At 57.0% G+C, this 22237-nt stretch carries 22 protein-coding genes; 9 read left to right on the top strand and 13 right to left on the bottom strand.

Annotation, left to right across the window (positions count from 1 at the left end; genetic code table 11):
- The first annotated feature begins 601 nt into the window (after window positions 1-601).
- The 6 genes from rpmH (at window position 602) to C1N60_RS20025 (ending at window position 5249) form a co-directional block, all read left to right on the top strand.
- On the top strand, window positions 602-742 hold the full coding sequence (gene rpmH, locus C1N60_RS20050) for a 50S ribosomal protein L34 (RefSeq protein ID WP_000831330.1): 141 nt from the start codon (window positions 602-604) through the stop codon (window positions 740-742).
- Between the two features lie 15 nt (window positions 743-757).
- Window positions 758-1117 (top strand): ribonuclease P protein component, encoded by a 360-nt coding sequence (gene rnpA, locus C1N60_RS20045; RefSeq protein WP_040679622.1) that lies wholly within the window; start codon window positions 758-760, stop codon window positions 1115-1117.
- A complete protein-coding gene (gene yidD / locus C1N60_RS20040; RefSeq protein ID WP_071813586.1) occupies window positions 1081-1338 on the top strand; it encodes a membrane protein insertion efficiency factor YidD in 258 nt (85 codons plus the stop codon). The genes rnpA and yidD overlap by 37 nt, the downstream gene beginning before the upstream one ends.
- A gap of 2 nt (window positions 1339-1340) precedes the next feature.
- Window positions 1341-2987: a membrane protein insertase YidC gene (yidC, locus tag C1N60_RS20035; RefSeq protein WP_021506916.1), complete on the top strand. Its 1647-nt coding sequence runs from the start codon at window positions 1341-1343 to the stop codon at window positions 2985-2987.
- Window positions 2988-3067: 80 nt separating this feature from the next.
- On the top strand, window positions 3068-4432 hold the full coding sequence (gene mnmE, locus C1N60_RS20030; RefSeq protein WP_394521238.1) for a tRNA uridine-5-carboxymethylaminomethyl(34) synthesis GTPase MnmE: 1365 nt from the start codon (window positions 3068-3070) through the stop codon (window positions 4430-4432).
- Between the two features lie 226 nt (window positions 4433-4658).
- Entirely contained in the window at window positions 4659-5249 is a 591-nt protein-coding gene (locus C1N60_RS20025) for a malonic semialdehyde reductase (RefSeq protein ID WP_021506918.1), read from the top strand.
- 41 nt (window positions 5250-5290) lie between these two features.
- Here the strand turns inward: C1N60_RS20025 and C1N60_RS20020 are convergent, their stop codons facing one another.
- Complete coding sequence (locus C1N60_RS20020) at window positions 5291-5800, bottom strand: flavin reductase family protein (protein ID WP_031279601.1); 510 nt, start codon at window positions 5798-5800, stop codon at window positions 5291-5293.
- Between the two features lie 293 nt (window positions 5801-6093).
- Here C1N60_RS20020 and C1N60_RS20015 point away from each other — a divergent pair, with 293 nt between their 5' ends.
- Window positions 6094-6858 carry a 4'-phosphopantetheinyl transferase family protein gene (locus tag C1N60_RS20015; RefSeq protein WP_394521237.1) on the top strand — a complete coding sequence of 255 codons (765 nt, stop codon included), beginning with the start codon at window positions 6094-6096 and terminating at the stop codon, window positions 6856-6858.
- Between the two features lie 27 nt (window positions 6859-6885).
- Here C1N60_RS20015 and C1N60_RS20010 read toward each other — a convergent pair whose 3' ends face one another.
- Window positions 6886-8199, bottom strand: a complete 1314-nt coding sequence (locus tag C1N60_RS20010; protein ID WP_058770726.1) for an NCS2 family permease — start codon at window positions 8197-8199, stop codon at window positions 6886-6888.
- Window positions 8200-8350: 151 nt separating this feature from the next.
- Here C1N60_RS20010 and yieH point away from each other — a divergent pair, with 151 nt between their 5' ends.
- On the top strand, window positions 8351-9013 hold the full coding sequence (yieH, locus tag C1N60_RS20005) for a 6-phosphogluconate phosphatase (protein ID WP_021506922.1): 663 nt from the start codon (window positions 8351-8353) through the stop codon (window positions 9011-9013).
- 148 nt (window positions 9014-9161) lie between these two features.
- Here the strand turns inward: yieH and C1N60_RS20000 are convergent, their stop codons facing one another.
- From C1N60_RS20000 to glmU, 11 genes are all read right to left on the bottom strand, one after another.
- Complete coding sequence (locus C1N60_RS20000) at window positions 9162-10400, bottom strand: MFS transporter (RefSeq protein ID WP_136546230.1); 1239 nt, start codon at window positions 10398-10400, stop codon at window positions 9162-9164.
- Between the two features lie 119 nt (window positions 10401-10519).
- Window positions 10520-11254: a phosphate signaling complex protein PhoU gene (gene phoU, locus C1N60_RS19995; RefSeq protein WP_021506924.1), complete on the bottom strand. Its 735-nt coding sequence runs from the start codon at window positions 11252-11254 to the stop codon at window positions 10520-10522.
- 14 nt (window positions 11255-11268) lie between these two features.
- Complete coding sequence (gene pstB / locus C1N60_RS19990; RefSeq protein WP_021506925.1) at window positions 11269-12042, bottom strand: phosphate ABC transporter ATP-binding protein PstB; 774 nt, start codon at window positions 12040-12042, stop codon at window positions 11269-11271.
- Window positions 12043-12086: 44 nt separating this feature from the next.
- On the bottom strand, window positions 12087-12974 hold the full coding sequence (pstA, locus tag C1N60_RS19985; RefSeq protein ID WP_104189490.1) for a phosphate ABC transporter permease PstA: 888 nt from the start codon (window positions 12972-12974) through the stop codon (window positions 12087-12089).
- On the bottom strand, window positions 12971-13933 hold the full coding sequence (gene pstC, locus C1N60_RS19980) for a phosphate ABC transporter permease PstC (protein ID WP_104189488.1): 963 nt from the start codon (window positions 13931-13933) through the stop codon (window positions 12971-12973). The genes pstA and pstC overlap by 4 nt, the downstream gene beginning before the upstream one ends.
- Window positions 13934-14019: 86 nt before the next feature.
- Window positions 14020-15063 (bottom strand): phosphate ABC transporter substrate-binding protein PstS, encoded by a 1044-nt coding sequence (pstS, locus tag C1N60_RS19975; RefSeq protein WP_021506928.1) that lies wholly within the window; start codon window positions 15061-15063, stop codon window positions 14020-14022.
- A gap of 143 nt (window positions 15064-15206) precedes the next feature.
- Window positions 15207-16016, bottom strand: coding sequence for an MrpH family fimbial adhesin (locus C1N60_RS19970; protein WP_104094320.1), 810 nt, complete (start codon window positions 16014-16016; stop codon window positions 15207-15209).
- Window positions 16017-16051: 35 nt separating this feature from the next.
- Window positions 16052-16543: a fimbrial protein gene (locus tag C1N60_RS19965; RefSeq protein WP_394521236.1), complete on the bottom strand. Its 492-nt coding sequence runs from the start codon at window positions 16541-16543 to the stop codon at window positions 16052-16054.
- Window positions 16544-17026: a fimbrial protein gene (locus C1N60_RS19960; protein ID WP_394521235.1), complete on the bottom strand. Its 483-nt coding sequence runs from the start codon at window positions 17024-17026 to the stop codon at window positions 16544-16546.
- Window positions 17027-17259: 233 nt separating this feature from the next.
- Entirely contained in the window at window positions 17260-19089 is a 1830-nt protein-coding gene (gene glmS, locus C1N60_RS19955; RefSeq protein ID WP_058775624.1) for a glutamine--fructose-6-phosphate transaminase (isomerizing), read from the bottom strand.
- Window positions 19090-19269: 180 nt separating this feature from the next.
- Window positions 19270-20640, bottom strand: coding sequence for a bifunctional UDP-N-acetylglucosamine diphosphorylase/glucosamine-1-phosphate N-acetyltransferase GlmU (gene glmU, locus C1N60_RS19950; protein ID WP_031279605.1), 1371 nt, complete (start codon window positions 20638-20640; stop codon window positions 19270-19272).
- Between the two features lie 472 nt (window positions 20641-21112).
- Here glmU and C1N60_RS19945 point away from each other — a divergent pair, with 472 nt between their 5' ends.
- A complete protein-coding gene (locus C1N60_RS19945; RefSeq protein WP_021312959.1) occupies window positions 21113-22075 on the top strand; it encodes an IS110 family RNA-guided transposase in 963 nt (320 codons plus the stop codon).
- The last annotated feature ends 162 nt before the right edge of the window (window positions 22076-22237 follow it).

Below are 22237 nucleotides of genomic sequence, written 5' to 3'. Positions count from 1 at the left end.
GGCGGACTCCACTCGTACAAAATCGATAAGAATTTCAGGCGCTAATAATAGAAACTGTCTTTTTTGACACAGGCGGTCAGAAAGCGCCTGCGACCGCTATCCGCGGTAGTCATCCCCGGCGATCGCAAGGAGGATCGTCAGCGGAAGGGCGGATCATAGCGCAAAGCGCCTCAGAGATCTTCCCTTTCTACACAGTTTTGATCCATTTTATCCACAGGGTGTCCAGGCATGCATCAGTTTACGCCGTCTGCGGAAAAAGCGAGCGGGGATCAGGCTGAAAGCGAGAAATTTTCCACCGCGCTCGCATTTTTGCCGTCACGATCGGCGCGGCGATCGCAAGAAGATCCTGGACGATCCTTGCGCTTTCCTTTATAGCCCGTATAATTCCCCACCCGGCATTGGCGCGTGAAGCTTTGATGCCCGGAATTAGCGGGCTGTATCAGAGTTTTCAGGTCTCGCGCCCAGCGAAGTAAATTGACTCCGGACTGTACAATTATTACAATCCCGACTCTTTATTAAAGACACATTGAGGCGTCGGTCGTTTTACTGGCCCGAAAACGCGTCACCCAGTGAAATTTTTCAAGTTTAGGTAGAAATCGCCATGAAACGCACTTTTCAACCGTCCGTACTGAAGCGCAACCGTTCTCACGGCTTCCGTGCTCGTATGGCTACTAAAAATGGTCGTCAGGTTCTGGCACGTCGTCGTGCTAAAGGCCGTGCTCGTCTGACCGTTTCTAAGTAATAAAAGCTAACCCTCGTGGTTAAGCTCGCATTTCCCAGGGAGTTACGTTTGTTAACTCCCGCTCATTTCACTTTCGTCTTCCAGCAACCTCTTCGGGCTGGCACGCCGCAAATCACCATCCTCGGCCGCCTTAATTCGCTGGGGCATCCCCGCATCGGTCTTACCGTCGCCAAGAAGCACGTGAAACGCGCCCATGAACGCAACCGGATCAAGCGATTGACCCGCGAAAGCTTTCGTTTGCGTCAACACGAGCTGCCGCCGATGGATTTTGTCATCGTGGCGAAAAAAGGGATTGCTGACCTCGATAACCGTGCACTGACGGAAGCGTTGGAGAAATTATGGCGTCGTCACTGTCGCCTGGCGCGCGGCTCCTGATCGCCCTGATACGCGTTTATCAACGCGCCATCAGCCCACTGCTGGGACCTCATTGCCGGTTCCATCCCACCTGCTCGCAGTATGGGGTGGAAGCTGTACGCCGCTTCGGCATGTTAAAAGGCAGTTGGTTGACGATTAAACGCGTATTAAAATGCCACCCTTTGAACCCGGGTGGCGACGATCCGGTGCCGCCAAAAACCTTTGATACCAGAGAACATTAACGATGGATTCGCAACGCAATCTCTTTCTCATCGCTTTTCTGTTCGTGTCTTTTATGATCTGGCAAGCCTGGCAGACGGACCACGCTCCGCAGCCACAGCAGACCCAGACCACGCAGAACACAAGCAGCGCAGCGGGTGATGCCGCCTCTTCCGGCGTGCCGGCTAGCGGCCAGGGCAAAACGATCACCGTTAAGACTGATGTCCTGTCACTCAACATTAATACCCGCGGCGGTGATATCGAGCAGGCACAGCTGCTGACTTACCCGGACAAACTGGGTTCAGACGCACCGTTCCAGCTGCTGGAAACCACTCCGGCCTTCGTTTATCAGGCGCAGAGCGGCTTAACCGGCCGTAACGGTCCGGATAACCCGAACAACGGCGCACGTCCGCTGTATACCGCTTCCCAGGATCACTTCGAGATGGCCGATGGCCAGACCGAGCTGCGCGTGCCGCTGAGCTGGACCGGTGAGAACGGCGTGGTTTACACCAAAACCTTCGTGTTCAAACGTGGCGAATTCGCGGTAAACGTCGACTACAACATCAATAACGCCTCGCAGCAGCCGCTGGAAGTGGCGATGTTTGGTCAGCTGAAGCAGACGATCGATCTGCCGAAGCATCGCGATACCGGCAGCAATAACTTTGCGCTGCACACTTTCCGTGGTGCCGCTTACTCGACCAGCGATGCGAAGTATGAAAAATACAAATTCGATACCATCGCCGATAACGAGAACCTGAACACCACCACCAGCAACGGCTGGGTGGCGATGCTGCAGCAGTACTTTGCGACCGCATGGGTGCCGCGCACTCAGGGTAACAATACGCTGTACACCAGCAATCTCGGCAATGGTGTGGCGGCAATCGGCTATAAGTCGGCGCCTGTGACCATCGCCGCCGGCGCGCAGCAGGATCTCGGTGCCACTCTGTGGGTCGGTCCGGAAATCCAGGACAAAATGGCCGCTATCGCGCCGCACCTCGATCTGACCGTGGATTACGGCTGGCTGTGGTTCATCTCTCAGCCGCTGTTTAAGCTGCTGAAATTCCTGCACAGCTTTATCGGTAACTGGGGCTTCTCCATTATCGTTATCACCTTCATCGTGCGTGGCATCATGTACCCGCTGACCAAAGCGCAGTACACCTCGATGGCCAAGATGCGTATGCTGCAGCCGAAGATTCAGGCCATGCGTGAGCGTCTGGGTGATGATAAGCAGAAGCAGAGCCAGGAGATGATGGCGCTGTATAAGGCGGAGAAAGTGAACCCGCTGGGCGGCTGTCTGCCACTGGTTATCCAGATGCCAATCTTCCTGGCACTGTACTACATGCTGTCCGGTTCCGTTGAACTGCGTCATGCTCCGTTTGTACTGTGGATTCATGACCTGTCCGCGCAGGACCCGTACTACATTCTGCCGGTCATCATGGGTATCACCATGTTCTTCATTCAGAAGATGTCACCGACCACCGTGACCGATCCGATGCAGCAAAAGATCATGACTTACATGCCGGTTATTTTTACCGTGTTCTTCCTGTGGTTCCCGTCAGGTCTGGTGCTGTACTACATCGTCAGCAACCTGGTAACCATTCTCCAGCAGCAGCTGATTTATCGCGGGCTGGAAAAGCGTGGTTTACACAGCCGCGACAAGAAGAAAGCGTAACGCCCGGCAACGCTGAGCAGGACGCAACATCTCCAGGGGCGGCATTTATGCCGCCCTGTTTTTTTTGGAAGAAGGTACTTATGAGCCACAGTGACACTATTGTTGCCCAGGCGACGCCTCCCGGCCGTGGTGGCGTCGGTATTCTGCGTATTTCCGGTGCCAAAGCGGCTGAAGTGGCGCAGGCTGTGCTGGGCAAGCTGCCGAAGCCACGCTACGCCGACTATCTGCCCTTTAACGATGCTGATGGCAGCGTGCTGGATCAGGGTATCGCGCTGTGGTTCCCGGGTCCGAACTCCTTTACTGGTGAAGATGTGCTGGAGCTGCAGGGCCACGGCGGTCCGGTGATTCTCGATCTGCTGCTGAAGCGCATTGTGGCGCTGCCGGGTGTGCGTATTGCGCAGCCGGGCGAGTTCTCGGAACGCGCCTTTCTGAATGACAAACTCGACCTGGCGCAGGCAGAAGCGATTGCCGATCTGATTGATGCCAGCTCCGAGCAGGCCGCCCGCTCCGCCGTCAACTCGCTGCAGGGTGCTTTTTCACTGCGCGTTAATGCGTTAGTGGAAGCACTTACTCACCTGCGCATCTATGTGGAAGCGGCGATTGATTTTCCGGATGAGGAGATCGACTTCCTTTCCGACGGCAAAATCGAAGCGCAGCTGAATGCGGTGATCGGCGATCTCAATGGCGTGCGCGCCGAAGCGCGTCAGGGCAGCCTGCTGCGTGAAGGGATGAAGGTGGTGATTGCCGGTCGTCCCAACGCCGGAAAATCGAGCCTGCTCAACGCACTGGCCGGACGCGAAGCGGCGATTGTGACGGATATCGCCGGCACCACGCGTGACGTGCTGCGCGAGCACATCCACATCGACGGCATGCCGCTGCACATCATCGATACTGCCGGTTTGCGTGAAGCCAGCGACGAAGTGGAACGTATCGGCATTGAACGCGCCTGGCAGGAGATTGAGCAGGCGGATCGCGTCCTGTTCATGGTGGATGGCACCACCACTGACGCCACTGAAGCCGCCGCCATCTGGCCTGATTTCGTGGCGCGCTTACCAGCCGCGTTGCCGATTACCGTGGTACGTAATAAAGCGGACATGACCGGTGAAACGCTGGGCCTGACAGAAGTAAATGGCCACTCACTTATTCGCCTGTCGGCGCGCACTGGCGCTGGCGTCGATACGCTGCGCGAGCACCTGAAACAGAGCATGGGCTTCGCCGGCAATATGGAAGGCGGCTTCCTCGCGCGTCGCCGCCATCTGCAGGCGCTGGAGTTAGCAGCCACTCACTTACAGCAGGGCAAAGAGCAGCTGCTGGGAGCCTGGGCGGGCGAACTGCTGGCCGAAGAGCTGCGGCTGGCGCAGCAGGCGCTGAGCGAAATCACCGGCGAGTTTACCTCCGACGATCTGCTGGGCCGGATTTTCTCCAGCTTTTGTATTGGTAAATAGTCGCCGTCACAGGTCGCCATAAATGGCGCCCCTACAGGGGATTCATGCGATGCTGCAGGGTGCGCATTCAGGCGCACCGGGATCGCTACCAACATACATCTTTGTTATTTGGCGCGCCCTCGCCTTTGTCGTATAACGGTTGAGGGTCGCCGCGTAAACGCAGCGGCCACATCCATTATTCATGCTAAAAATCAGGCGCAGGTTGTTGCCTGAACAGGAGAGAAACATGAGTACACCGCTCGACAGCGTGGCGCTGAACGCGCTGTTTACTGAAGCCCGCACACATAGCTACTGGCAGGATAAACCGATTTCGCAGGAGGTGCTGAAGCAGCTCTATGCGCTGACGGCTCTGGGGCCGACCTCAGCCAACTGCTCGCCGGGCCGCTTTGTGTTCGTGACGTCTCAGGAAGGTAAAGAGAAGCTGAAACCGGCGCTCTCCTCAGGCAATGTGGATAAGACCATGGCGGCACCGGTGACGGTGATTGTGGCGTGGGATCCGACCTTTTATGAAGCACTGCCAAAACTGTTCCCGCATGGCGATGCACGCAGCTGGTTTACCAGCAGCCCGGATTTGGCCAAAGAGACCGCGTTTCGCAACAGCAGCCTGCAGGCGGGCTATCTGATTCTGGCGGCCCGCTCGCTGGGACTGGATGCCGGCCCGATGTCCGGTTTTGATCCGGCTAAAGTTAACGCCGCGTTCTTCAGCGAAAATAACTGGCAGGTCAACTTACTGATCAACCTTGGCTATGGCGAAGCCAGTAAGCTGCATCCGCGCCTGCCGCGTCTGAGCTTTGACGAAGCCAGCAAATTTGCCTGATACGTTAAGCAGCGCAGCCGCACGACGCGCTGCGCCATGACTTAGCCCAGCGAGTGAAAACCGCTGTTGAAGTAGACCATCGGCGCTGTCGCTTCGCCCGGCAGCGCAATACCAACGATACGCGCCAGCAGCACGCTGTGGGTGTTCCACTCCACCGTTTTTTCCAGCTGACAATCGAAGCTCACCAGCGCATCAGCCAGCACGGGCGCGCCCGTATTAAGGGTTTGCCATTCACCGCTCTGGAAACGCTCAGCGCGGCGCGTCGGCGAGCTGAATTGCGCGCACAGGTCATCGTGCTGCTCGCGCAGAACGTTCACGGCAAAGTAGCCCGCCTGCAGAATGGCATCGTGGCTTGATGCGCTGCGGTTAACGCAGACCAGCAGGCTGGGCGGTTCCGCTGCCAGCGAGCTGACCGAGGTGGCGATCAGCCCGAACTTTTCTCCGCTGGATGAGGTGGTCACCAGCGAGACACCGGCAGTGAGACGGCGCATGCCGTGACGAAATTCATCCAGCGAGATCGATTCCTGGCGAGCAAGAGATGTAACAGACATAACAACTCCGACGTGCATGGTTTGCGATGCGCACGATTGGCAGATAGGTGAATAATTTAAGCACTTCATTGTGCAGCTCTTTCCTGTCCAAATCCTACACCACATCCGCCGCTTCGGCACCCCATCCGACACCAATGTGCAAAAGCCTCATATTCAATTGCAGCTCATGGCAATGAGATTCGCCTCGTCCTTATCTGAATTTACTGGCTATCCAGCGTAAGCCGGATGCAAACCCATGAGAAAATTCTTACAATAGCCCTGATGATTATCCGACCATTTTCACGGAGCGACAGATGGCTAGTCATTTTGTTCGTTGGGTGGTTAACCCGCCCCTCACCCCAGAGACCATGCGGGTTCCACAGGATGTGATGACCAGCGCCGGGCACCTGCCTGATAAGCGCCGCGGCCGCTTTCTTGCCGCACGCGCGCTGCTGGCCCAGCTGATGCTGCGCGTCTATGGTATTCGTGACCTGCCGCCGCTGATCGCCAGCAGCAGCGGTCGTCCCTGCTTTGCCGATCCTAATCTGCCTGACTTCAGTATCTCCTATGCCGGTAACATGGTCGGCGTGCTGCTGGCAGAAGAAGGCGGGCGCGCTGGCCTGGATATAGAAATCGTTCGGGCGCATAGCCGCCAGGCGCAGGATGCCCTCACGCAGGGGCTGTCATCGGGTGAAAAGGCGTGGATTAACGCCCAGCAGGATTTTATGGAAGCGGTGACGCAGATCTGGACGCTACGCCAGAGCATCCTCAAACTGACCGGCGAAGCAGATAGCGGTATTGATGCGCTGCGGCTGCATCCGGCGGCCGGCCGGCTGCGATCCAGCGTCTATCCCGATATTCAGGCGGTGTGTGATGCCGAGCCGACGCTGGTGTGGTCCTGCGCGCTGTCGCCCGGCACTGAGCGTTTACGGCTGTGGGAGATTGATGCGCAGCAACAGTGGCAGTCGCTGCGCGATGTGGAGATGAGCAAACCCAACATCGGGCCGCGCACCCTGCGCCTCACCAGCCTGCCCGGCGAGCGTGTCGCCAGTCAGCCGGAAGTCAGGCATCCCGGATAACCAGGCCGCACCCGCGGCCTGTTGCGTTTAGTGCGCGTCGATAAAAGCGATTTTCAGCACAAATAGCAGCGCCACCACCACCACGCACGGGCTGATTTCACGCCAGCGTCCGGTACCGAGTTTCATCACGCAGTAAGAGATAAAACCGAGCGCAATACCTTCGGTGATCGAGAAGCTGAACGGCATCATCGCCGCCGTGACAAACGCCGGCACCGCTTCGGTCAGATCGTCCCAGCGCACGCGCGCCAGCGAAGCCGTCATCAGTACGCCGACATAAATCAGCGCGCCAGCCGCCGCATAGGCGGGCACCATGGCAGCCAGCGGCGACAGGAACATCACCAGCAGGAACAGGATGCCGGTCACTACCGCCATCAGGCCGGTACGGCCACCAATCGCCACGCCGGATGAGCTTTCGATGTACGCCGTCACCGAAGAGGTGCCGATCAGCGAACCGGTGACGGAGCTGATGCTATCCACGTACAGTGCCTGTTTCATGCGCGGAAAAGTACCTTTCTCATCGGTCAGGCCCGCTTTATCGGTTACGCCAATCAGCGTACCGGATGAGTCAAACAGATTGACCAGCATGAAGGCGAAGATCACGCCCGCCATGCTTACGTTGAACGCGCCTTTGATATCGACCTGGCCGACCACCGAGGTGATGGCCGGCGGCGCGGCGAACAGCCCGGTAAACTTCACGTCGCCCAGCAGCAGACCGATCGCGGTGGTCACGACGATAGAGACCAGCACCGCCGCGTGGATGTTGCGCGACGCCAGAATCGCAATGATAAAGAAGCCGAGCGCGCCGAGTAGCACGTTGTGCGAGGCCAGGTTGCCGACGGTCACGATGGTGTCCGCGTTGGGCACAATAATGCCGGCATTTTTCAGCCCCATCATGGCGATGAACAGACCGATACCGGCGGTGATGCCCACGCGCAGGCTGAGCGGAATATTGGCGATCATCCAGTAGCGTACGCGCAGCAGCGTCAGGATCAGCAGCCCCAGCGCGCCCCAGAAGATCGCGCCCATACCAACCTGCCACGAGTAGCCCATCGCACCCACCACCACAAAGGCAAAGAAGGCGTTGAGGCCCATGGCCGGTGCCAGCGCCACCGGCAGATTGGCCACCAGCCCCATCAGGATGCTGCCGAACGCAGCAATCACGCAGGTGGTGACAAACACCGCCTGGGTGTCCATGCCTGCGGCACCAAGAATTTGCGGGTTAACGAAGACGATATACACCATCGTCAGGAAAGTAGTGAAACCGGCAATCACTTCAGTGCGCGCGGTGGTTCCGTGTTCCTGCAGCCTGAAAATACGCTGCAAAAGGCCCTGCTCGTTCATTTCGCTGTTCCGATGAAAAATTTATCGCCGCGTATCCTATAGACTTTAGCGCCGCAAAACACTGATTTTTCGCAACCGGTTGCCTGGGGTCGCTTTCTGCGCTGAGTGCGCTAGAGTGACAGCTTATTGTTTACTAAAAGGATGAGGCGCGATGTCAGTTGAATGTATCTTTTTTGATTGCGACGGCACGCTGGTCGACAGCGAAGTGATCTGCACGCAGTCCTACGTCAACACCTTTGCCCGTTACGGTATCGAACTCTCGCTGCAGCAGATGTTTGAGCAGTACAAAGGGGTGAAGCTTTACGACATCATCCGCGATGTGACGGCACAGCATCAGGTGACACTGCCGCTGGCTGAGGTGGAGAGTGCCTACCGCGCGGAAGTGGCGCGCCTGTTTGATCTTGATCTGCAGCCGATTGCCGGCGCCAGAGCGCTGGTGGAGCGCGTGAAGGTGCCGATGTGCGTGGTGTCGAACGGTACGGTGAAGAAGATGGAGCATTCACTGGGGCTGACCGGCATGCTGCCGTATCTGAGCGGACGCCTGTACAGCGGCTATGACATTAATCACTGGAAGCCGGATCCGGAGCTGATGTATCACGCGGCGGAACAGATGCAGGTGCCGATTGAAAAGTGCATTCTGGTGGATGATTCAGAGGCTGGCGCGCGGGCTGGCATCGCCGCTGGCATACCGGTGTTTTACTACTGTGCCGATGCACACAATCCGGTGATTGATCACCCGCTGGTGACGCGTTTTGACGATATGGCGCAGCTGCCAGCGCTGTGGCGTGCGCGTGGCTGGGATGTGGTCAGGTAAGTGCGCGCAGCCCCCTCATCCCAGCCTTCTCCCGCCAGCGGGAGAAGGGGCCGATCGAGCGGGGTTGAACAAAAGTGCCCACCCACATACCGCACCAGACGGTTCCCTCTCCCGTTTGCGGGAGAGGGTTAGGGTGAGGGGGAAAAAATCACCCAATCGCGCCCAGCGAATCCTCATTGCCCTGGCTTTTTGGCAGCAGGAACAGCGTGGCGACAATATCCAGCAGGTAAATCAGCGCCAGCAGCGTAATCGCAGCGGTGAACGAAATATGCGTGGCCAGCATGCCGATCACCAGCGGGCCGAAACCGCCGACGCCGCGGCCGAGGTTGAACAACACATTCTGCGCGGTGGCGCGCGCCTGCGGTGGGAAAGTGTCCGAGATCAGCGCGCCGTAGCCGCCAATCATGCCGTTAACAAACATCCCCATGATGGCACCGGTAAACAGCATCACCGTCGGGTCGCGCAGCTGGGCGTAAACCACCACCATCGCCACGGCGCCAAACTGGTACAGCAGGAAAATCTTCCAGCGCGCAAAGCGGTCCGCCAGCACGCCGAACAGCCAGATGCCGAACGTCATGCCCACTACCGTAACGGCCGTCCACAGGCCGGATTTGGTCAGGCTGAAGCCGAAGCTGGAAGAGAGATAACTTGGCATCCAGATCATCAGGCCGTAATAGCCAAAATTCTGCACCGAACAAAGAATCAAAATGCCGAGGCTAGCTTTGCTGGTGGCGCGATCGGCAAACAGCAGTTTAATGCGCGCGGAAAAGGAGAGCTGCGGAGTTTTTTCCACATGGCGGGTGAAGGCTTCCGGCTCGCCCATACTGCGGCGAATCACAAACGACACCAGCGCCGGCAGCAGGCCAACCAGGAACATACCGCGCCAGCCAATCACGCTCAGCAGCGGCGGTGTGATAAAGGCCGCCAGCAATACGCCGAGCTGCCAGCCGATACCGACCCACGCCGAGGCGCGGTTACGCTTCTCCTTCGGCCAGGCTTCGGCAATCAGCGCCATGCCGATGCCAAACTCACCGCCCAACCCCATGCCGGCCAGCGTACGATACGCCAGCAGATCCCAGTAGCCCTGCGCCACGGCGCACAGCCCGGTGAACAGCGAGAACATCAGGATCGTCACGGTCAGAATGCGGATGCGGCCGTAGCGATCGCTCAGATGACCAAACACAATGCCGCCGACCACCGCGCCGATCAGCGTCCAGGTCACCAGCGAACCGGCCTGCGACGCATCCAGCGCCAGCGACACGCTGATCGCCGGCAGCATAAATCCCAGAATCAGCAGATCAAATCCATCCATGGCATAGCCGCTGACGGCAGCCACCATCGCTTTCGCCGGCGTAACGGCGGTTTTGTTGTTATTTGCAGAGGACATAAAACAGCACCTGGCAGAAAAATGTGCGCCAAGTATAAAGAGAGCGGCAGGTTGAGAACAGGCAGAAATCAAGCGCACTGCCTGTCAGCCTCAGCGCTAACAGGCAGTCATCACGTCAATCAGGAGGGTTTATTGCTGCCGTCGTCGCCCGACAGCAGTTCATCCAGCTTGTCACCGCCAACGTGACGGAAATCCTGACCTTTCACGAAATAGAAGATAATTTCGCAGATGTTCTGGCAGCGGTCACCGATGCGCTCGATGGCGCGCGCGCAGAACAGCGCGGTGAGCACGCTGGGAATGGTGCGCGGATCTTCCATCATGTAGGTCATCAGCTGGCGCACAATACCTTCGTACTCTTTATCCACCTTTTTGTCTTCGCGGTAGATCTTGATGGCTTCATTGAGATCCATGCGCGCGAAGGCATCCAGCACGTCGTGCAGCATCTGCACGGTGTGATGCCCGAGCGACTCAAGGCTCACCAGCAGCGGCAGATGCTGCTGACCAAACTTCTCCAGCGCGGTACGGCTGATCTTCTCCGCCACGTCGCCGATGCGTTCCAGCTCCGAAATGGTTTTGATGATCGCCATCACCAGACGCAGGTCGCTGGCGGTAGGCTGACGCTTGGCGATGATGCGCACACAGGCTTCATCGATCTCCACTTCCATCATGTTGACCTTCTGGTCACCGTCAATCACCCGGCGCGCCAGTTCGCCATCCTGGTTATGCATCGCGGTGATGGCATCGGTAAGCTGCTGCTCCACCATGCCACCCATGATCATCACCTGAGTACGAATGTGCTCCAGCTCCGCGTTGAACTGACCGGAGATATGTTTGTTCAGATTTAAATTATCCATGTTTCTCTCCTGAATCAGCCGTAACGACCGGTGATGTAATCTTCTGTCTGCTTCTGCGCTGGCTTGGTAAACAGCGTGTCGGTGTCGCTGAACTCAATCAGCTCGCCCAGATACATAAACGCCGTGTGATCGGAACAGCGCGCCGCCTGCTGCATGTTATGAGTCACGATGACCACGGTGTAATCCTGCTTCAGCTCGGTGATCAGCTCTTCGATGCGTCCGGTAGAGATCGGATCCAGCGCCGAACATGGCTCATCCAGCAGCAGCACTTCCGGGCGAATCGCGATGCCGCGCGCGATGCACAGGCGCTGCTGCTGACCGCCGGAGAGACTGTAACCGCTCTGGTGCAGCTTGTCTTTGGTTTCATTCCACAGCGCGGCTTTGCTCAGCGCCCACTGCACGCGCTCATCCATATCGGCACGCGACAGCTTCTCAAACAGCCGCACGCCAAAGGCGATGTTGTCATAAATCGACATCGGAAACGGCGTCGGCTTCTGGAACACCATGCCGACGCGCGCGCGCAGCAGGGCGATATCCTGATGCGATGCCAGAATGTTGTCGCCATCCAGCAGAATTTCACCCTCAGCACGCTGCTCCGGATAGAGCGAGTACATTTTGTTGAAGGTGCGCAGCAGGGTGGATTTGCCGCAGCCCGACGGACCGATAAACGCCGTCACCTGGTTTTTGGCGATATCCAGATTAATGTTCTTCAGCGCGTGGAACTTACCGTAGTGGAAGTTCAGATTGCGCACCTGAATTTTACCGGCAGAAGGAGTTGCCATACTCATTGCTCATCTCTCATGTGCAGCGCCGCCGAAGCCGCGCCGGAAAATTAGTGTTTGCCTTTGGCGAAAATCACGCGCGCCACGATGTTCAGCAGCAGCACGCACAGCGTAATAATCAGCACACCGGCCCACGCCAGGCTCTGCCATTCGGCAAACGGGCTCATGGCGAATTTGAAGATGGTCACCGGCAGGTTGGCCAGCGGCTGCATCATGTCGGTGCTCCAGAACTGGTTCGACAGCGCGGTGAACAGCAGCGGTGCGGTTTCACCGGCAATGCGCGCAATCGCCAGCAGCACACCGGTAATGATGCCGGAGACCGAGGCTTTCAGCGTAATAGCTGAGATCATCTTCCACTTCGGCGTGCCCAGCGCATAAGCCGCTTCACGCATGCTGTCCGGCACCAGCCGCAGCATGTTCTCGGTGGTACGAATCACAATAGGCACCTGTAGCAGCGCCAGCGCTATCACACCGGCCCAGCCGGAGAAGTGCTGCATCTGCGCCACCACGATGGTGTACACGAACAGGCCGACCACAATTGACGGTGCGGACAGCAGGATGTCGTTGATGAAGCGAATCACTTCCGCCAGCCAGTGCTTGCGGCCATATTCTGCCAGGTAGATACCCGCCAGAATGCCCAGCGGCGTGCCAAAGAAGGTGGACCAGAAGATCAGCAGGCCGCTGCCCGCCAGGGCGTTCGCCAGACCACCGCCCGCGGTGTTGGGCGGCGGCGTGGATTCGGTTAACAGCGTCCAGCTCAGGCCATCGATCCCTTTCGTGACGGTGGTGAACAAAATCCAGATCAGCCAGAACAGGCCGAACGCCATGGTCAGCAGCGAGAGCGTCAGGGCAATTTTGTTTTTGGTGCTGCGCCACGCCTGCATTTTACGGCGTGAGGCTTCCAGCTCGGCGCGCGCCTGCATTTCTATTGCTGTCATGAACGGGCTCCTTCACTCTTCGCCAGACGCAGGATCATCAGTTTGGAGATCGCCAGAACGATAAAGGTAATCACGAACAGAATCAGGCCAAGCTCCATCAGCGCCGCCACGTGCACGCCGGATTCGGCTTCGGCGAACTCGTTCGCCAGCGCTGAGGTGATACTGTTGCCGGGCATAAACAGCGACGCGCTGTCCAGCTGGTAGGTATTACCGATGATAAAGGTGACCGCCATGGTTTCGCCCAGCGCGCGGCCGAGCCCCAGCATCACGCCGCCGATCACGCCGTTTTTGGTAAACGGCAGCACGATGCGCCAGATCACTTCCCAGGTGGTACAGCCGATGCCGTAGGCTGACTCTTTCATCATTACCGGCGTCTGTTCGAACACATCGCGCATCACCGAGGCGATGTAAGGGATGATCATGATGGCGAGGATCACGCCCGCCGCCAGAATGCCGATGCCGAAGGCCGGACCGGAGAACAGCGCGCCGACGATCGGGATATTTGCCAGCACGTCGCCAACCGGCGTCTGGAAATACTCCGCGAACAGCGGAGCAAAGATAAACAGGCCCCACATGCCGTACACGATGCTGGGAATGGCCGCCAGCAGCTCAATCGCGGTACCCAGCGGACGGCGCAGCCAGTTTGGCGCCAGTTCGGTCAGAAACAGGGCGATACCGAAACTCACCGGCACCGCGATGATTAAGGCAATCAGTGAGGTCATGAGGGTGCCGTAAATCGGCACCAGCGCACCAAATTCTTCGTTTGGCGCATCCCAGGTTTTGGTCCACAGAAAGGAGAAGCCAAATTTCTGGATGCTCGGCCAGGAGGAGAAAATCAGGGAGACGATAATGCCACCCAGCAGCAGTAACACGATTAGCGCGGAGAGCTTCACCAGCGCGCCGAATATCATGTCGCCTTGCTTGCCCGGTGCTTTAAACGTCGGCTTAGTGGCAGCCATAGAATTCTCGATCTCAGAGGGTAATCAGGGCGGCAACAAGGCCGCCCATCAGGCTGGCCAGCGCGGACGCTGGCCGGGTCATACACTTACTGGTACAGCGCTTTACCGGAACTGTCTTTGATGTTGGCTTTCCAGGCAGCACGAATCTGATTCGCTACGCTCTCTGGCAGCGCAGCGTAATCCAGCGCCGTAGCCGTTTTGCTGCCGCCTTTGTACGCCCAGTCAAAGAACTTCAGCACTTCACTGCCCTTCTCTGCATTCGCCTGCTCTTTGTAGATCAGGATGAAGGTGGTTGAAGTGATCGGCCATGCGTCGTTGCCTTTCTGGAAGGTCAGGTCCTGGGCAAAGGATTTGCTCCAGTCAGCGCCTTTGGCGGCGTTCGCAAAGCTGGCTTCGCTCGGTGCCACTGGCTTGCCATCGGCATCAACCAGTTTGGTGTAAGTCAGGTTGTTCTGTTTGGCGTAGGCGTACTCTACGTAGCCAATCGAGCCTGGCAGACGCTGTACAAACGCGGCCACGCCGTCATTACCTTTACCGCCCAGACCGGTTGGCCAGTTGACGGTGTTGCCTTTACCGATTTTGCTGTTCCAGGTCTCATTCACTTTAGACAGGTAGCTGGTGAAGACGAAAGAGGTGCCGGAACCATCCGCGCGGCGCACCACGTTGATGTTGGTGTCTGGCAGCTTCACGCCCGGGTTCAGTTTGGTGATCGCCGGATCGTTCCACTTTTTGATGGTGCCGAGATAGATGTCGCCGACCGTTTTACCGTCGAGCGTCAGCTCACCAGATTTAACGCCGGGAATGTTCACCGCCAGCACCACGCCACCGATCACCGTCGGGAACTGGAACAGGCCATTTTTCTGCAGATCTTCTTCTTTCATCGGCGCATCGGACGCACCGAAATCCACGGTTTTGGCGATGATTTGCTTCACGCCACCCGAGGAACCAATACCCTGATAGTTGATTTTGCTACCGGTGGCTTGCTGATACTCTGCTGCCCACTTGGCATAAACCGGTGCCGGGAACGTCCCGCCTGCGCCTGTCAGGTCGGTGGCTGCAAAAGCAGAAACCGCGCTTACTGCGAAGGTGGCGGCGAGAATTCGGGCTACGGTGCTACGCATCAGTGTCATGTTCCCTCCAGGGGATTAAAAATCAGGCTTGACGCCGTTTTAGTAAGAGTCATTGATTGCTGCTGGAGGCAAAATAGGACAGTTTGATGACAGTGAAATGTACGAATTGTGACAGTTATATGACAACCGGGTCGGCTGGCAAATCAGAGGTAATTAATGAAAACCACCGTGCTGCCGGTAAAGTTACCGGGACTGGGGGTTGTTGAGGAGAGCGTCGAAATCAGCGTGAACGGCGTCGTCACGTTAGCCCGCACTAATCGCGGTTTATTCAGACTCCCGTCAGCCAGTGATAACAGCGTACTGATGTTGTTGCTCAGTTTGAGGATATTGATCCCACCGGCAAGCGCAAAACTGATATTCACATCACGGTTGCAGAAAAGCGAGAAGTTAACGCTGGCTTTGGCGCCATTAACGGCGGCCGGGGCCAGCGTACCATGATTAATATTCAGCGCGGCTCCGCTTACCGAACAGGATACCGGCACCACCGGAATGTTGACGCAAGGTGCCCAGGGCGCAACCATTCCGGAATAGTCAGTTACGGTCGCGGAGGCTGTCACAAAGCTGCCGCAGTATGAACTGTAATAACGGGTATCTGAGTTACGCAGAAACTTGCCACCCCGACCATTAAAACGGATAAAACGTTCAGCCACCGAGGCCAGGCTCTCGCCCTGATCGACGTAAATTTGTGGCCCGCCCGCAGCGCTGAATACGGTGCCATGCCCGATAAACCAGGCGCTGACACCGATGCCTGCTGCGCAGGTTCTCTCTGAAGAGTTACAGCGGGCATAGCCGGATATCATACCGACATCCACCACTGACCAGGTAATTTCAACCTGGCTTGCGTTGACCCAGCGAATGCCATCCACGCGCGGGGCTTCCATCGCTTGCGCTGAAAAGAACAGCAGCAGGCCAGCGAAAAAAGCCAGATAGCGGAAAACAAGCCCTGTTAGCATTGGTCTAATCCTGTGGTTGCGTCAACGCCGATCATCTACTGGTACTCAACCACCAGCGCAGCAAAAGCAGAAAAGTCACCGCTGGTTAACACCGCGGCGTTTTTTTTCACCGGTACCACCTGAATGACGGGCAGCGCAGGAAAGGTAAACGGCAGCCAGTTATTCAGTGCCAGGGCGTTTTCGCCATTTTTACCGCTTAATATCTGAATCGCCAAATCACGCTGGCTGGTCGCCAGCAAAGCAGAATTAAATGCGCTTCCGGTGCCACTGATTTGTACACGCATACTCTTATCGGGATTATTGCTACAGGTTAACGTCCAGGAGACAGGTTTTCTGTAGCTGTCGCCATTGATTTGGGAAATAACCACTGAACCAAACTCCACTAGAATTGGCTTTTCGCCGTTAATCTGACATAACGGCGGCTCGATGAGTTTTCCACTGAAGTTAGCCTGCACGCTGAAAGCAGCCACTGCGCTATACTTCAGCATAGCGGGCAGCAATAGTGCCATTAACCACATACGTTTCATTTATTGCAGTTCCACTACCAGTGTTGCCGCTGAAGTAAAACTTCCACCCGTTAAACTACTGCTGTTATCTTTCACCGGGACGGCCGTAATAACCGGCAGCGCGGGATAAGTAAAGTTTACCCAGCTGGTATTAATATTTAACCTTTCAGCGTTAGACTTAAAAAACGCAATACCTAAACCGCTGACTGATGCGCGTAACGCACCGCTATCAAAGCTGGCTGCATTCCCCTGTAGCTGGAGTTTAAGCGCATTAGAGGGAAGATTAGTGCAGGAAAGCGTAAATGACACAGGTTGCTGATACGCTTTCCCATCTATTTTATCGGTGCGCACATCACCGAAATTAACACTAATCGGCATACCATTATTTATTTTACAGTCGGCAGGTACCATCACGTTACCGGAAATATTCACACTGAATGACGATGCCAGTGCATCGGATAAAAGCATCAGACACAAAAAAGTAAATATGAAATAATGCGCCATAAATTCCTACATGCAGAGAACGAGTTTGGCTTGCTACATGCATCAGAAAGCTTATGACTGAAAGGTTAAATTAAAGTTAAACAAAAAAGAAGTGAAGGAGAGCCAGCGAATTATGAAAGTTGATTTCACATATCAGGAAAAAATTAATTCACAACGTTCACAGAATTCACGATTAATTTAATCGGAACAACAATGAGTTAAAAAACCCGGCCTGTTTCCAGACCGGGCTACGCTTATTCCACCGTAACCGATTTCGCCAGGTTACGCGGCTGGTCGACGTCGGTGCCTTTGATCAGCGCCACGTGGTAGGAGAGCAGCTGCAGCGGCACGGTGTAGAAGATTGGGGCAATCACCTCTTCAACGTGCGGCAGCGGGATGATTTTCATGCCTTCGCTGTCGCTGAAACCGGCATCCTGGTCGGCAAACACATACAGCAGACCGCCGCGCGCGCGCACCTCTTCGATGTTGGATTTCAGCTTCTCCAGCAGCTCGTTGTTTGGTGCCACCACAATCACCGGCATATCGGCATCAATCAGCGCCAGCGGACCGTGCTTCAGCTCGCCCGCCGCATAAGCTTCGGCGTGGATATAGGAGATCTCTTTCAGCTTCAGCGCCCCTTCCATGGCAATCGGATACTGATCGCCACGGCCGAGGAACAGCGCGTGATGCTTGTCAGAGAAGCCTTCGGCGAGATTCTCGATCACTTTATCCTGCGCCAGCATCTGTTCAATGCGGCTCGGCAGTGCCTGCAGCGCATGGACAATCTCATGCTCGGTGTCAGCGCGCATGCCGTGCAGACGGCCCAGCTTCGCCACTAGCATCAGCAGTACCGTCAGCTGGGTGGTGAATGCTTTGGTCGAGGCCACGCCAATTTCGGTGCCGGCTTTGGTCATCAGCGCCAGATCTGACTCACGCACCAGTGACGAACCGGCCACGTTGCAGATGGCCAGCGAACCGAGATAGCCCAGCTCTTTGGACAGGCGCAGCGCTGCCAGCGTATCGGCGGTTTCACCGGATTGCGACAGGGTGATCAGCAGGCTGTTTTTACGCACCGCAGATTTGCGATAGCGGAATTCGGAGGCGATCTCCACGTCACACGGGATGTTGGCCAGCGACTCAAACCAGTAACGCGACACCATGCCGGAGTTGTAGGAAGTGCCGCAGGCGATGATCTGGATGTGTTCCACCTGGCTCAGCAGCGTTTCCGCGTTAGCGCCCAGTTCGCTGAGATCAACAATGCCGTCATGAAAGCGGCCGGCCAGCGTGTTTTTGATGGCGTTCGGCTGTTCGTAGATCTCTTTCTGCATGTAATGGCGGTAAACGCCTTTGTCGCCGGCATCGTACTGCGCATTGGATTCGATCTCCGCGCGCTGTGCCTGGTTACCGTGGCGATCGATAATCGTCACTTCGCGACGGGTAATTTCGGCAATATCCCCCTCTTCGAGGTAGATAAAGCGGCGGGTCACCGGCAGCAGCGCCAGCTGATCGGAAGCGATAAAGTTTTCGCCCACGCCGCGGCCAATCACCAGCGGGCTGCCGGAACGCGCAGCCACCAGCACCGACGGATCGCGGCTGTCCATGATCACCATGCCATACGCCCCGCGCAGTTGCGGGATCACCCGCAGTACCACTTCGCGCAGCGTACCGCCCTGTTTCTGCTCCCAGTGCACCAGGTGCGCCACCACTTCGGTATCGGTTTCGGAGGCAAAGCGGTAACCGCGTGCGATCATCTGCTCACGCAGCGGTTCGTGGTTCTCAATGATGCCGTTGTGCACAATAATAATGTGCTCTGAGACGTGCGGGTGCGCATTGGCTTCCGACGGCTCACCGTGCGTCGCCCAGCGGGTGTGCGCGATGCCGGTTCCGCCAATCAGCGGCTGCTGCTCCGCCGCTTCTGCCAGATTGGCCACTTTACCCAGACGACGCAACCGCGTCATGTGGCCCTGGCGATCGACAACCGCCAGACCGGCAGAGTCATAACCGCGATACTCAAGACGACGCAGCCCTTCCAGCAGAATTTCTGCGATATCACGCTGCGCTACTGCACCAACAATTCCACACATAGTAATTTCCTGACGTCATGGCTTTCGGCCATTGCGTTGTCATCTGACCTGATTGTTCCCCGAGCCTTGTAGAGAGTGGGGGATATCCCTTCCTATTCCAGGTTGCAGGTGCGTTAGCTGCCTGAAAACCGGAATATGTCGGGTTTTTAATACCGGGCCGATCTTTGCCGGCCCTGACATTTATTTTTTCTTAACCGGACGCTGCCAGCCAGACTTCTGATTTTGCTCTTTGCGGTTATAGACCAGATCGGCAGCGGTAACGTCTTTCATCACCGTCGTGCCGGCGGCGATGGTGGCGCCCGCCGCCACGCTGACCGGAGCCACCAGCTGGGTGTCCGAGCCGACAAACACGTTGTCGCCGATAATGGTTTTAAACTTGTTGGCACCGTCGTAGTTGCAGGTGATGGTGCCGGCACCGATATTCACGCCCGCGCCAATCTCCGCATCCCCGAGATACGACAGATGGCCGGCCTTAGAGCCTTTACCCAGCGTCGCTTTCTTCATCTCGACAAAGTTGCCGACGTGCGCCTGTTCAGCCAGTTCGCTGCCCGGACGCAGGCGCGCAAACGGCCCGACGGTGCAGGCGGCGGCCAGCGTGGCATCTTCAATCACCGAATAAGGGCTGATTTCGCAGTCATCGGCAATCACGCTGTTTTTGATGATGCAGCCAGCGCCGATTTTCACCCGATGGCCCAGCGTGACGTTGCCTTCAATGATCACGTTGGTATCAATATCGACATCACGACCGTGCTGCAGCGTACCGCGCAGATCGAAGCGCGCCGGATCGCGCAGCATGACGCCAGCCAGCAGCAGCTTTTCTGCCTGCTCGCGTTGATAAGTGCGCTCCAGAGTGGATAGCTGCAGACGATTGTTCACGCCGTCGGTTTCGCTGATACGCGCCGGGTGCACTGCGTTGATCACGCGGCCTTCCTGATGCGCCATGGCGATGATATCGGTGATGTAGAATTCGCCCTGCGCATTGTGGTTGTTGAGCTGCGCCAGCCAGCGCTTCAGGTCGGCACCGTTGGCGATCAGGATGCCGGTGTTGATCTCCTGAATCTTCAGCTGTTCGGCTGACGCATCTTTTTGCTCCACGATGCCGGTGATGGTGCCGTTTTCGCGCACGATGCGTCCGTAGCCGGTGGGGTTATCCAGCACCACGGTGAGCAGCCCGATGCCGCCAGCGGGTTTGGCGTCGCGCAGACGCTGCAGGGTTTCCTGGGCGATCAGCGGGACATCGCCGTACAGCATCAGGATATCTTCGTCATCGGCGAAGAACGGTGCCGCCTGCTGCATGGCATGGCCGGTGCCGAGCTGTTCCGCCTGCAACACCCAGTTCAGCGGGTTATGCGCCAGTTTCTCCTGCAGCAATTCACCGCCGTGGCCGTAGACCAGATGCACCTGCTGTGCGCCGAGGCCGGTAGCGGCATCAATAACGTGTTGCACCATTGGTTTACCTGCCAGGCTGTGCAGCACCTTAGGCAGATCGGAATACATGCGGGTGCCTTTGCCAGCGGCGAGGATCACCACGCTCATTGCGCTTGTCGACATAACTATCCTGACTCAATTTAGCTTTCGAAAGTGTAAGGTTTACCCCTGAGATTACTACATTTTTCTCCGTGCGAAATTAGCGGAAGAGGATGAGTGGTGGCGAGTGGCCAGCACGGGTCGCCGCGGAGGGCATAAGGTAAGGGCGTTGCGCCATTTTCGGTCGCCATAAATGGCGCCCCTACGGGGTGATTGTGCGGTTTTGGACAGCATGCGCATTTATGCGTACCGACATTTGGTCGCCATGAATGGCGCCCCTTATATCCCGATCATTCTCCTCCGGGTATGATGATCCCCGACTGATCATCGGGAAGTTGCTGGTGAGATGGGGGCGCCCCCTGGGCATAAAGCCTGCTTCGTAGATTCATCCCCGGCAACTTAACTCCCGCCTTCAAGACCGGACGGTATCCTGTGCCCCGAGCACGCATCCATAAGGATGGTCATGGCGGTTTCCCTGTGCTGTTAAGGAGAATCTATGCAAACCCGTATGCCTGTCGGCATTGATGTTGCCTCCGGAAAGTTTGATGTGGCCGTCTGGAAAGGCGACACGTCTTACAAAACCAAAGTCTTTCCCAACACCCCTAAGGGCTTTATCGCCCTGAAAAAATGGCTGGAGCCGTTCGGCTGCTGCCATATCTGCATGGAGGCTACCGGCGCGTACAGTGAGCCGCTGGCCACCTTCCTGCACGACGAAGGCTATGATGTCAGCGTGGAAAATCCCGCGCGCATCAGGCGCTTCGGACAGGCGGAGCTGAGCCGTAACAAGACGGATAAAGACGATGCGCGCATGATAGCGCGCTACTGTAAACTGCACGGCCCGTCGCTGTGGCAGCCGGCGCCGCTGAATGAACGCAGGCTGAAGGCGCTGGTGAAGCGCCTGACGAATCTTCAGGAAATGCGGCAGATGGAAGAGAACCGGCTGGAGGTCTCGGATGCGGTGGTGCAGCCCTCAATCCGCGTGGTCATTGCGGCGCTGGATGCGCAGATAGACGAAACGAAGCGGGCAATAAACGACCATATCGACAATGATCCGGGCCTTAAAAAGAACAGGGAACTGCTGGAGTCCATCCCGGGCATCGCGGGCGTGCTGAGCAGCACGATGCTGGCGTATCTGGGGGACATGTCGAGGTTCAGCAGCAGCAAGGCGCTTGTGGCGTGGGTGGGTCTGAATCCGATGCGGCAGGAGTCCGGTGAGTGGAAGGGCAAAAGCAGGATATCGAAGATGGGCAACAGCGCGATGCGCAAGGCCCTGTACATGCCTGCGATAGTGGCGATGAAGTGGAATCCGGCGGTGAGTGCGCTGAAGAAACGGCTGGATGCGGGTAAGAAAACGGGAAAAGTCGTGGTGTGCGCGGCGATGAAGAAGCTGCTGCAGCTGGCTTATGGCGTGCTGAAATCGGGTCGTCCGTTCGATGCCGAAATATGTCTTGCCAGGTAACCGGCAAGACGGTATCTACGGGGTGATTGTGCGGTTTTGGACAGCGTGCGTATTTATGCGCACCGACATTTGGTCGCCATGAATGGCGCCCACTAGCATAGCTATTCGTAGGGTGCGCATTTATGCGCACCGGCAGCAGGCAAAAAAAATGCCAGCCCGGGG

This window comes from Pantoea sp. SGAir0184 (genome assembly GCF_043544755.1).
Note: the sequence above shows the minus strand (reverse complement) of the source record. Positions and strands in the feature narration are given on the sequence as shown.